Below are 11,516 nucleotides of genomic sequence, written 5' to 3'. Positions count from 1 at the left end.
TCAACCGTGTGGCATCGGAGACCGGGCCGCGCCGATAATGCCCGCAGCTTTTGCGCCTCCATCCTTCTTCGCAGGCGGAGTCAGCCCCCCATAGCCAACAGTAAATTTTAACGGTTCGACTGCCGATTTCTTCGGGTACTCACCAGTGCAATAGAAGGTTCCACCAGTGGCCTTGAGAATGTCTTCATACTCCTCCTTGGCACGAATGCACGGCGGGTCATTGTCATCATCAAGAATCGGCTTGGAACTCGAAACGATAAACGCCCCCCTCCTCGCTTGGGACAAAGCGGAACGGGCATCGCTGTCGACCTTTGCCTTACGCTTCTTGTCTGACCAGCTGTCTTCAGACAACGTGTGCCAAGAGCAGTGGTGTGGAGCCTGCAGCAGGTCGTATTGAAGAACGTGGGTTTCGTGATTGTGCCTCGCCCATTGCTCCCGCCAGATGTAGACCCCCGCGTCACCGCCAGACAGGAACATTGCCCCATCAGGGTTGGAGGCATCCGCAGCCAAGGCGAAGTTGATGATGACGCTCGATTGGTTCTTGACCAACAACTCTTCCTTGCCCTCGTCGTCTTGAGGCTCAAATGGGCCAAGGAGGTGCGCGGAAAAGTAGTCCGAAGTACGGCCACAGATGGTGCTGAATACGGTATTCACCTTGCGACAGATGGGCCCCAAGTCATCCGTCTTCCTATCGATGTCCTCTCCCATGATTTGGATACGGTCGCCGTGGACCACATTGAACTCAGAATCACGATTCACCTGAACGCGCCGACGCGCCTCCTTGTTGAAGGCCTTTGCATCGTCGCAGAGCGTATGGTTTTTGGAGGCCCGACGAAATACCAACGGTGAGGACCAAATTTCCCGGATAACGATTTTCTTGTCCGCGTAGTCCTTATCATCGTCCGGATAGTCTGCCAGCGGCCCCAAGTGGAAGTGCCGGTCAAGACCGCGGCAGTGGTCTTCATCAGGATGGCTCAACAAGAACGCATCGACATACGGCCGCCCGTTCTCATCCTTCTTCAATCGCTCACGCAGGTCCTTAGCAACATCCCGAGCATCATCATTGTTTGAGTCATCCGCAGTAAGACGGATGTTGGCGTCGATGAGCAAAGTAGTACCAGACACATCCCCCAGCTTCACTAGGGTCATGTCCCCGTTATCAACGGGAAAGAAGGTGATAGTGGTCGGCATTGTTGGCTCCCAGCAAAGACTGTATACTAACTATACGCATAAAAATTATGCGAGTCTAGTTTTTATACGTAAGGGGCAAGACCATGCCTACCACAACAGTGAAGCCCAAGACCTCGTGGGGACAAGAGCGACGCCTGCAGTTCATCGACTTCAGGCTTCGCTGGGAGGGTCGACTCAATCGGAAGGACCTTATCAAGCACTTTGGGGTGTCCATCCCCCAAGCCTCGCTCGACATCGCGAAGTACCTCGAGTTGGCTCCAACCAACCTTAGTTACGATTCCAGCTCCCGAAGCTATCACTCGACAGACAAATTCAGTCCCGTCTATGCACAAAGCTCGGCTGGTCGATACTTAGCCGAGCTTCTGGCTACCAAGGCGGGATTATTGGAATCCAGTGGCTCGTTTATTGGTCCTGGAGTCGAGGTCGACTTTGCGCCGGCTCCGAGCCGCGCGATAGATGAGGAGATAGTGGCATCACTCGTCCATGCCATCAAAGGACGGCGTACGGTTATCGTCCAATATCAATCAATGTCTTCTTCAGATGGGGAGCGGGAGTTATCCCCCCTAGCCTTAGGTCATGACGGATTTCGCTGGCATGTCCGAGCATTTTGCCACCTGAGAAACAGATTCAGCGATTTCGTGCTGACTCGGTTGAGCAATATTCGCGACAACGGAGCTTCCTCTATATGCCTCGAGCAGGACACGGAATGGAACACACAGGTCAGCTTGATACTTATTCCACATCCGGACCTTCCTAAAGAGAAACGTGCAGCAATCGAGTTCGACTATGGAATGGTGGATGGAGAGGTTCTTCTACCCTGCCGGCAAGCGTTATTGTTCTACACCTTGAAGCACTTAGGGCTAGCAGCAGAAGGCAGTCCGGTCACCAAACACATCTGCCTTAAGAATCAGGCGGACGTACAGCCCTATCTCGATGCTATTCGTACCCGAAGTCCTCAAACATGATGAAGTTCATTGAGCAACTGAATGGGCTTGCCCCGTCCCTCCGGACAGATCAGATAGCATGATCATGCCTGGAGAGGGAAGCGATGACACGAAGCAGAAGACATTTCACGGACGAATTCAAACGCTAGGAGGTGCGGCTGAACTAATGCCGAAAGAAGATGGTACCGTAGAAGCAAAAATGGCCGGCATGGCAGCCGGCCTTTTCTCGCTATTCGCGCTGACACCCGATTTTTTGACCGAGAGTCAGATAAATGTGGTTGCGGGGGCAGGATTCGACATTAATTTTACACCCAGTATCCGCATCATCATTCCAGCAAGTGGAAGTCTCTCGAGTAGGAGACCTTCTCTCGAACATGCAGGGTTCTTCATTACCGGATAGGCAGAACTTGGCTGATGGTGGCAAAACGTTTGACGCTGATTGCCATACCGCGCTCTGCTCGAGTCAGGACAACGACTTTAACTCATCACAGGGGAGAAACAATTCATTTCTGGGTGAAATGGTCATTCAAGGCTTCAATGCCCAACCCTTCTTGGGGCATCCAGAAGCCATCTGTCCAGAGAGAGACCAGTAGACCTCCTAATTCTACACCCAGCCACTCCTGAGCCACAATTATCATACTGTGCGTATTACTCTCAGTATCCAGAGGCCGACGTATCCCATGACCCAGAAGCCACCGGTAAAACGAGGTTGCAGGCTTCACTGCAGGCTCACCTCTGATAGCCGTATTGAAATCAAGGGGTATCTGCACCCCTATCGGGTCCAGGTCTCCGAGGTATTCGACATCCACACCATCCACCTCCTGAAGAACCTGGCCCAGAGCCCGTCCGCTGCTCCGGAACCCCTCTCCTGCTCCATAGATTACGGCAGCATACCTACAGGCCTCATGGTTCCACTCTCCAAAGCTCCAGAAGCTATTGTGATTCTCAAGAACTAATACCGGTTTGCCCGGTGCTTCTGCCTGCCGGTAGGGCAATGGCAAAGGTACCTGAAAAGCCCCAAGCGTCGATAGGCGGAGCCGCCCAGCAAACAGGGTGTCGCCCGTGCGCAGGTAGTCCAGACGCTTCTCATCACCGAAAATCTGAAGAGACCGCTCTTTGATAGGAACCTGCCGCAAGGTACCTCGTCGCTTCAAAAGAAACTCGTTGATAGCAAATGCCGCTTCGAGAGAATTGCACTTCAATTCAGGCCAGAACCCAAGTTCGGGCACCCAGGACACCGCCGCATAATCCCGGTGCGGTGCCTCCTCAGCCCTCACTAGCTGAATCCAGTTGGGCATTGGGGGATTACCGCGCTTCTCCCAACTTCCGGTTGCCGGCAACTGGATGAGCTTGGCCACTTCCAGTCCACGCAGGTCAGCCAGCAGCAGGGCATTGCGGTCAGGATTATTCGCGATCTCGGGGCGCAGTTCGAAGAATGCCCGGCGCACTTCCTGCAGGGGCACCCGTTTGCGGCTGCTTTGGTTCAGCCGGGCAAACAGCTCGATGTTCATGCGTGCACCCCATGCTTGTTAAGGTCAAAGTCGGCCAATTCCAGGTGCCAGCGTGAGGTTTTGGAGTTTTTCCCGGCCTTGCGCAGGCGGTTGAAGTGGAAGAATTCGCCAATGGTGTTGTAGTCGGGCAGTGCCGTCGCAAAGATAAGCTGTACGTCCATGGCTTCCGACAGCATCCTCAATGCCCGCCAAAAGACGGGGTTTGTCGCCTTGGCAAAGGGATTGTCTAAGATGAGGGGGCCACCCGACTTCTTGAGCTTGGGCTGAGTTTCAGCACGCAGCTGATTAATGAGGAGATAGAGGAACATGGCCATGGCCACGCCTTCTCCTCCCGACTTCTGAATCTTGTCCACTGGCACGTACTGCAGCTCTGCGTCAGGTACCATCTTGAGTATCTTGAGCCCCAAGGGCTTGCCATGAATAGCGAGCACGGCGGCGGCCACGAACTCGGTGCCCCGGGCGGGTACAACCTTCGATTCGATAAGGGAGTGGATATAGATGCCCACCGCCTGCCGGCGGACTTCCTGAGGAATGTGTTTGAGGTCTCCTTTCATCTGCATGATGGCCTTGCCTCCCACATAGGGGGCGGCGGCCGGCACCTTCTTCTTTTCTAGTGCCGAGCCGAGCAACACAATGGCACTGTTGGCAAGTCCCTGCAGCTCCCCAACACAGGTCTCGAAATCGGCCTGCATAGCGTCCAGGTTTGCCTGGGTGGTTGCAATCCTGTCCTCAATCCCTTCCAGGAGCCTGGCACTGTCGACACAGGCTGCCTCAAATTCATTGTGCTGGAGAATGTTCGCAATATCCGGCTCGACTTCCACCAGGTCCTTGTTCCCTGCAGCCAACCTAAGGGCATCACAGGCCTTCCTCGCCTTCTCCTTGGCTTTGGTCTGCACATCCGCACCGGCCGCTAGCGCCTCTTGGACAGCAAGGACCTGGTTTTCGACGTCTTCCTCCAACTCGACGGGCAAAGCAGCCGGCACCCGATTCTGCTGAAGCTGAGTTGTCAGGGTCCTCGCGTGTTTCTGGGCCAATTTCGCATCCTGCTCGGCTTCCGAAGCAAGCCGCCTTGCTTTCTGGGCCTCTTCTCGGTAGGACTCCACCGCCTTCAGACAGGCCTGATGAGATTCCACGGCCAAATCGATTCGGGCAGTAAGAGCTTCATCCTCTAGGGCCAGCATGGTTTCTGTCGGCAAGAAGGCCGGTGTGTGCTTGACCCGGAAGTCTGTCTGGCGGCTATTCTCCACCGCCAGCAGGCTTTCTGCCTCCCGTAGTACCTTGTCCGCCGCCACGATTTCGCGCCCCACAGCGGGAATAACCTGCTCGAAATCCAAGCCCATGTAGGGTATGACTTCGGAGCGAACAACTCCCCCAAACTGTTTGGTGAAGGCATGGGTTTTGGCAGTAACTGCTTCACGCACCTGCTCCAATCGCTGCTGCAGTAACCCGAGCCGCTGCTTTTCCTCTGTCTCCAGAGTTTCCACTGCCGTCCTGTGGCGGTCCCGTAGGGTCGTGAGGCCCTCGGGCTGCGCCTCCAAGGTTTCCTTGGCATGAAACGCTCTGTTGACATGCTTCAGCTGCCCTCGCTCCTGGGCCAGTCCATCTGCGGCCGCCTCCAGTACCAGTTGCTGTCGGAAGGCTTCTTCCTTGGAGTCCTCCAGCGCTACTTTGGCCTCATCAATCTCTGCGCGGCGCTCCCAGCAGTCCTTCAACGCGCCCTCAATTTCCTGCAACTGGGCCAAGCGGTGGGCATGGCCCTCCTCATGGTTTTTCTGATATTGAGCAATGTCAGCTGCAGCACGCTTGGCGTCCTCTGCCGCGAGAATGCCCTCCTGGCTCGCCTTCTGGCACAGCCTGACTTGAGTCTGGCATTCGGCCACTGTCTGTTCGGCCAGATTAATCTGCTCACTGGAGGCGGCTATATCGAGCGCCTGCTGCTCGGTTTTTACCCGTGCTTCCTGCATCTTGACGGCGCTGTAGCGCTCCAGGAAAGCATGCACCTTCTGCTTGCCGTTCCAAGCATCGTCCCGCAGGTGCACCAGGGCGGTTCGCCGGGCCTCCTCGTCCGTTACCTGCTTTTCCAGGGAAACCAACAGGACCTTGGCAGCTTCCACATTGAACCTGGCATCGTCCTCGGCGGAGAGTACGATGGCGTCACTACGACCCGGTTCCGCATCGAGCGCTGCGGTGGATACCATGACGGGGGCCGTCAGGCTCAGGGGAATTTCCGTGATGCCCCGGGCTTTCTCGAACTCGCTGGCCGCCACGCACACCCCTGCGAAGCGGCTGGGATTACTGGCTACTAAAGTCCGGGCCTTGTCTGAATCGGGCAGCGCTCCGGCAATGTAGCGGTTGTAGGGCTGAGCCGACCGGATGCCCAGGCTCTTAAGAGCAGAGACCACCCAATCCACGTCCCGGGAACTGCCCGCTACGCCAGTTTCCTCAATGGAGGTACGAATGGCTCGCAGTTCTGCCAGCCTGACATCCGAATGGGAGATTTCCCGCTCCGCACTCATCATCATGCGGTCCAGGGCAGTTGGCAGGGCCGGTGATTCGGGGTCCGCCACCTCGGCATCGGCTGCCTGGCGCAGGATGGGCATTTGGGCGAGTGCTTCCCGTTGGGTTTCCCCTTCGCCCAGGTACTGAAGCCCCCGTGCCCTCTCCACGGTGAGATGTGCCCGCAGCTCGGACTCGCTCTTGATGGTGGCTTGAGCGGTCTTTTCCTGCCCCTGCAATTCGGCGATTTCATTTCCCAACCGCACCACGCTCACCCGCTGCTCAGTTTCCTCCGCTTGCCACCGTACGATGCCTGCAGTGGTCGTTTCCTCGTCGAGGAGGTAGCCCTCGCGCACGAGGCGGATGTGAGCGCGCTTTTGCTCTTCTTCTTCGGCATTGAGTCTTGCCAGCTCGCGTTGCAGTCCCTGCTCGGAGAGTCCAATGTTTCCCAATTCCTTGATGAAGGCCTTGAGCTGACTCTTGGCCGATTCTTCCTTTGCATTTTCGGAGGCGGCTTCCTTGCGTTTGGCCTGCTCTTCGGCATTCAGGGCCCATCGCAGCAGGGCACCGGATTGTTCGGCCTTTTCCCGCCAAGGCAACAGTTGGGCCTGCTCCTGCACGGCCAGCTCAGCGAGCTCATCCCGCAGGGCCTCAGCCTGCTTGATATGTGTCACTGCCTCAGCGGCTTGGATATGCTTAAGCTTCAAGTTCATAGCGGTTAGGTGCGCGTCGGCTACCATCATGGCCGCCTCTGCAGCTGCGATGAGGCGCGTTTGCCTGAGGTCCATCAGGACGATGGTTTCGCTGGCCCAGTTGGTTCCTTCCTTTTCCTTGTCCTGGACCGTTTCCTCCAGCTGAGTCCGGCGGGCTGTCTCAGCGGTCTGTTTGTCCAGGAGTTTCTGCTGACGGCTTTCCAGGCTGAGGATGAGACCACTGCCTGTCTTGAAAGCCTGGGACAGGGTGGACTGGGCGGCCAGATATTCCTTGGCAAAAATGCCGAACTGGGAAAGGCTTGTCTGTAGGGTGGTCAGTTGGGCAAGCCGTTTTTCGTATATAGGTCGCTTGTTCTGCTTGGACTGTCCCGGGGTCAGTAGACAAATACCTGCCTCACGCCGAGGCCCGTTCGAAGGCCTCGGGACTGATGCCACCCAGGTGACTATGGCGGCGGGTGCGGTTGTAAAAAGCTTCAATGTAGTCGAACACGTCTGAGCGGGCCAGATCGCGGGTTTTGTAGATCCGTTTGCGGATACGCTCCTTCTTCAGGCTGCTGAAGAACGACTCTGCCACCGCATTATCCCAGCAGTTGCCGCGACGGCTCATGCTGGGCTCCAGGTTATGGGACTGGCAAAAGCGGCGCCAATCGTCGCTGCCGTACTGAGAACCCTGATCCGAATGAACCAGGACCCGGCCGGAGGGTTTGCGGCGCCACAGCGCCATCAACAAGGCATCGAGCGCCAGTTCGCGGCTCAAGGTCGGCTTCATCGACCAGCCCACCACCTTGCGCGAGTGCAGGTCGATCACTACCGCCAGATACAGCCAGCCCTGCCAGGTGCGGATGTAGGTGATGTCGGTGACCCAGACCTGGTCGGGCTGCGCGACCGTAAATGCCCGGTTCAGGTGATTGGGGGCCAACAGAGAAGGACGTCCGGCGATGGGGCGTGGCGCCTTGTAACCGCGCTGCGCCTTGATGTGATGGAGTCGCATCAGGCGGGCAACCCGATGTTTGCCACACACTTCCCCGATCTCGCGCAGGTCGCCCAACACTCGACGGGAGCCGTAGACCCCACCGCTGGCACGCCAGGAATCACGAATCAGGGAGAGCAAGCGGGCATCTTCTTTGGCCCGATCCGACTCTGGTTGGTGCAGCCATTTGTAGAATCCGGCACGTGCTACCTGCAGCAAACGGCACATGGTGACCAGCGACCAGGTATGCCGATGCTCGTTCATGAAGCGGTACTTCACTCGGACTCCCTGGCAAAGTACCGCGCGGCTTTTTTTAGAATATCTCGCTCTTCTTCGGTACGGCGCAGTTGCGCTTTCAGGCGAAGAATCTCGCTCTTGGCCTCGATCAGTTCGGCGGCTTGCTTCTCACTATTGTCAGGGGTAACCGCCTTCACCCACTTGTACAGGCTGTGGCTGGAGACCCCAAGCCGGGCGGCAACCTCGGCGACGGAGTAGCCCCGTTCGGTGACTTGTTTGACGGCTTCCTCTTTGAATTCTGGGGTAAAACGCTGCGTACTCACGGACATCCTCCTATGCTCAAATCATAGGGCAGGAATGCCTACTGGAGCCGGGGCAGTCCAGCTTGTCGCAGATATTGACCACAGAAGTCCGCACAGAGGCGCACTGCTCTGGGTCCAGAGTGAGGTCGTAGAACCTGCAGACGAAATCAGCCTCGGTATTGAAGTTCAGGAAGCCCGTGTCGAAGCCCCCCTCCTGGGCCGAGAAATTGACCTGGAGTTGGAGCATCTCGATGTCAATGAGCCGCTCGTCTCTCACGTGCTGATGCCAGTCCTGCTGCACCCGGGTATGGAAGAAATCAGGGGTTAACTTGCCCGCTTCCTGAATCCAGCCCATGAATTCGGTGTGGGTGTTGGCGGGCGAGGGGCCCAACTTGGGCGCGGGTACGGCATTGAAGTTCAGGGTGTCGTTGGCCACGAAACTGAAATACACCCGGTCGATGATGGACTGCCCGGTTGCTGAAGTTCGAATGGTCACTACCTGGCCAATCACAAGGCGATAAGGTGCCTCTCCCGGGCTCTTGCCAGGCATCTCCCATTCGATGAGCACCACCCCCGGCAACCCATCATGGGAGAAATAGTCCGAAAAGCGGTGGTTCTTGTTCTGTAAATGGGTAAGGAAGCGCTCAATAGGGGTCTCGAAGCAGGAGAAGATGAGGCTCAAGAGCGTTGTCTTGCCTCCTCCGTTTTCAAGGTTGATGATGGTGTCGGTAGGCAAACCAGTGGTAGGGTCCACAAGGCTGAAGGTGATACCGTCATACCAGGCACTCTGTACACCATAGTTCCCTAGGTATATTCGCGTGATTTTCTGCATCTCAGGCCACCTCGCTCTTGGTCGTCACCACATATTGGGCGAGCTCGAAAAGCGCACGCAAAGTCAGCTCTCGCAACTGGACCCGCAGTCGATGAGTCGCCGTATAAGTCATTTGAGCTTCTTCGCTGGCTTCCCGGTCAAGACGTACTAAGCCGCCGTGCTGCATATTATTAAGAGCTATGCTCACCAGCCCAGTGACAGAATTGGGCGAGGCACGCTGGGCGGAAGGTACAACACCAGGTAAGGCGCACACAAGGTCCCAGCCAGGGGCTAGTTCCTGCGGAATTTCTGGGTTCTCTTGAGCATCTTCCTTGAGATGCCGAGCTAGGGTACCGAGAGCATCGCGGAACTCTCCGATGCTCGCCGGCGGCGGCACATAGTTGTCGTCCTCCACACCATCCGTGGTCGGGAAGAACACCGAAGCAATGGCCACATGAGCGAGGAGTAACACCGCCTTCTGGTCAGGTTTCAGCCCAGCCCTCAGGTCGGTCATACGCACTGCAAAGCGGCTGTCCTTGGAGGTAGGGGCCAGCATTAGGCCTCGTTCGCTAAAGTCCAAGACATCCAATTCCAGGCCGGCTGCTATGCTGCGGACCATTTCTGCAAAATTGGGTAAGGCGCGGTAGAGCCCCAGCAGCTCCCGGTACTGGCCGTCAGTTGCCGGCGACTGGCTGCTCTGCAACCCTTTGTACACGAGACGAGCAGCGTTCTCGACCGTTGGCTCAAGCATCATCATGGGCCGCTCCTAAAGGATAGAAGGTGAGATTGACGCCCTCAGCCACATCAAATTTGAACCGACCCTCAGCTTCGGCACGGCGTTGCGGGTAGAGGGTTTCGGATTGGGCAAAGCAGCGGTAAAGAATCAGGACCAAGCACCGACGCTGCACATTGTCAAGGCCATCGGATTGGGCTAAGACCAACAGCTCTTCGACTCGGTAGGGCTGTGGCAAGGCAAACTTCTGGCGCAGCCACTCCTCCACCCCGGCAATGAGTTCCCGGGAAAACTGGTCCAGAATAGGCTGGAAGGGTTCCAACTCTCCATCGTCGGCCTCGGGTTCCGTGTCTTCCGCCCGACGCTCCAGCAAGAGGGAAAACACCGTGTTGAGGTCGTAAACTTTCGGCCAAGCGGGCGGGTAGAGGCCACTGATGACGGTATCGGCCTTCTCCACCAACACGTCCCCAGGTAGGTCCAAGAGCTGTGGCAGGAGCCGCGTTTCCAGGTCAGGCAGACCGGAAGGCCGGCGGGCTCGAAACATGGCCCGTTGCGCGTCAAGGAATCTCTCAGGAGCCACCGTGATGTCACTCACGAGCTGAGAGCGGAGTAAACCGGCACTATGGACCATCTTGAAGAGCGTATGCAGATCCTGGCGGACCCTGGGGTCCTCGGCACGAACCAAGTTATCCCTGACGGACTCCTCCATCCGTTGGTCTTCCGCTTGCCGAGCTTGCACATGCTGGCGAGCATCATTGAGCTTACCGCTCATCTCCCTAGACCAGTTGATAGACCCAGGCGCCCGGTACGCCCTGCTGAGCCGGTCTCGAATGAGCTGGCGATATTCTATGGAGAGCTTGCGTGCCCGCTTCGCCACTTCCAGTGCGGCCTCAAAACGCCCTCGCTGCACCAACAGGTCGAGCATCTTGGCCATTAGCTCCTGGGAGTCTTCCACAGAGAGGTCCAGCATCCCCAGGTAGACCAGATAGCCCTCCGGTGTAGGGCGGTAGTGGTACCGGTCCTCGATACCGGAGGGCTCCCCCTCAATTAGGCGGAAGCGTATGAACTTGGTGCTCCGAGTCGGGGCATCGAAATAATCAGAACTGAATTCCCGTCCCCGATTCCAGAGGGAGTCAAGCACAACATCAGCCACTCTTGTCGCATTTTTCTCACTCAACGCAGGCTTCATGGAGTGGGCCACTTTCTTCAAGTGGTCGAGGGCCTCTTCAAAGAGACATCCCATCTGAATGGTTGTCGCTTCCATCATGAAGTCGAGTACCGACAAGGCAAGATAGTGAGTATCAATTCCCTCGAATAGCCCTTGGTCACCATTCGTATCGGAACCAATGCGCTGTTTGTTCAACTCGAGAAAGAACAAGGGCCGTAGAAGCAGGAGATTACGTTGCTGGCGGGATAAGTCCAAGAGTCCACTGGTAAATGGCTCTAGTCCGACCACAGGTTTGCCAAGCTGTTCTTCATCCTGAGGCAACTGCCCCCGAAAACCTTTCCTTTGAACACTGGCCTCACTATTTAGGTTCGTAGGCACATTGGTAGGCACACCTTCAGTCACATCAGTTCTGGTTAGGTCCATGCCACACCCCATGAAAA

The 11,516-nt window shown here is 56.7% G+C and carries 9 protein-coding genes; 2 read left to right on the top strand and 7 right to left on the bottom strand.

Annotation, left to right across the window (positions count from 1 at the left end):
* On the bottom strand, positions 1–1,191 hold the full coding sequence (locus ACYVG8_RS18695; RefSeq protein ID WP_460746554.1) for a ComEC/Rec2 family competence protein: 1,191 nt from the start codon (positions 1,189–1,191) through the stop codon (positions 1–3).
* An 83-nt stretch (positions 1,192–1,274) separates the two neighbouring features.
* Here ACYVG8_RS18695 and ACYVG8_RS18690 point away from each other — a divergent pair, with 83 nt between their 5' ends.
* Both ACYVG8_RS18690 and ACYVG8_RS18685 read left to right on the top strand, forming a co-directional pair.
* Entirely contained in the window at positions 1,275–2,156 is an 882-nt protein-coding gene (locus ACYVG8_RS18690) for a helix-turn-helix transcriptional regulator (RefSeq protein ID WP_460746553.1), read from the top strand.
* A 58-nt stretch (positions 2,157–2,214) separates the two neighbouring features.
* The gene (locus tag ACYVG8_RS18685; protein WP_460746551.1) at positions 2,215–2,535 is read left to right on the top strand and encodes a hypothetical protein; all 321 of its coding nucleotides are present in this window, start codon (positions 2,215–2,217) and stop codon (positions 2,533–2,535) included.
* 103 nt (positions 2,536–2,638) lie between these two features.
* On the opposite strand, the gene ACYVG8_RS18680 is transcribed toward ACYVG8_RS18685, so the two are convergent.
* The 6 genes from ACYVG8_RS18680 to ACYVG8_RS18655 all read right to left on the bottom strand — a co-directional run bounded on the left by ACYVG8_RS18680 (position 2,639) and on the right by ACYVG8_RS18655 (position 11,499).
* Positions 2,639–3,646 (bottom strand): Wadjet anti-phage system protein JetD domain-containing protein, encoded by a 1,008-nt coding sequence (locus ACYVG8_RS18680; protein WP_460746549.1) that lies wholly within the window; start codon positions 3,644–3,646, stop codon positions 2,639–2,641.
* Positions 3,643–7,332 carry a coiled-coil domain-containing protein gene (locus ACYVG8_RS18675; protein ID WP_460746547.1) on the bottom strand — a complete coding sequence of 1,230 codons (3,690 nt, stop codon included), beginning with the start codon at positions 7,330–7,332 and terminating at the stop codon, positions 3,643–3,645. The genes ACYVG8_RS18680 and ACYVG8_RS18675 overlap by 4 nt, the downstream gene beginning before the upstream one ends.
* A protein-coding gene (locus ACYVG8_RS18670) for an IS3 family transposase (protein ID WP_301753625.1) occupies positions 7,250–8,385 on the bottom strand; the annotation gives its coding sequence in 2 pieces (ribosomal slippage) (positions 7,250–8,133 and positions 8,133–8,385; 1,137 coding nt in all). The genes ACYVG8_RS18675 and ACYVG8_RS18670 overlap by 83 nt, the downstream gene beginning before the upstream one ends.
* Positions 8,386–8,401: 16 nt before the next feature.
* Complete coding sequence (locus tag ACYVG8_RS18665; protein WP_460746546.1) at positions 8,402–9,196, bottom strand: hypothetical protein; 795 nt, start codon at positions 9,194–9,196, stop codon at positions 8,402–8,404.
* Position 9,197: 1 nt separating this feature from the next.
* Positions 9,198–9,932: a hypothetical protein gene (locus ACYVG8_RS18660; protein ID WP_460746544.1), complete on the bottom strand. Its 735-nt coding sequence runs from the start codon at positions 9,930–9,932 to the stop codon at positions 9,198–9,200.
* On the bottom strand, positions 9,919–11,499 hold the full coding sequence (locus ACYVG8_RS18655) for a hypothetical protein (protein ID WP_460746543.1): 1,581 nt from the start codon (positions 11,497–11,499) through the stop codon (positions 9,919–9,921). Before ACYVG8_RS18655 ends, ACYVG8_RS18660 begins: the two co-directional genes overlap by 14 nt.
* Between the last annotated feature and the right edge of the window lie 17 nt (positions 11,500–11,516).

Source organism: Microvirgula curvata (assembly GCF_054781615.1).
The sequence above is the reverse complement of the archived record's forward strand: the minus strand, read 5'-3'. Positions and strand labels throughout refer to the sequence as shown.

Coding starts and splice junctions, on each gene's coding strand:
- ACYVG8_RS18695 (WP_460746554.1), bottom strand. CDS start 1,191: ATGCCGACCACTATCACCTTCTTTCCCGTTGATAACGGGGACATGACC.
- ACYVG8_RS18690 (WP_460746553.1), top strand. CDS start 1,275: ATGCCTACCACAACAGTGAAGCCCAAGACCTCGTGGGGACAAGAGCGA.
- ACYVG8_RS18685 (WP_460746551.1), top strand. CDS start 2,215: ATGATCATGCCTGGAGAGGGAAGCGATGACACGAAGCAGAAGACATTT.
- ACYVG8_RS18655 (WP_460746543.1), bottom strand. CDS start 11,499: ATGGACCTAACCAGAACTGATGTGACTGAAGGTGTGCCTACCAATGTG.
- ACYVG8_RS18660 (WP_460746544.1), bottom strand. CDS start 9,932: ATGATGATGCTTGAGCCAACGGTCGAGAACGCTGCTCGTCTCGTGTAC.
- ACYVG8_RS18665 (WP_460746546.1), bottom strand. CDS start 9,196: ATGCAGAAAATCACGCGAATATACCTAGGGAACTATGGTGTACAGAGT.
- ACYVG8_RS18680 (WP_460746549.1), bottom strand. CDS start 3,646: ATGAACATCGAGCTGTTTGCCCGGCTGAACCAAAGCAGCCGCAAACGG.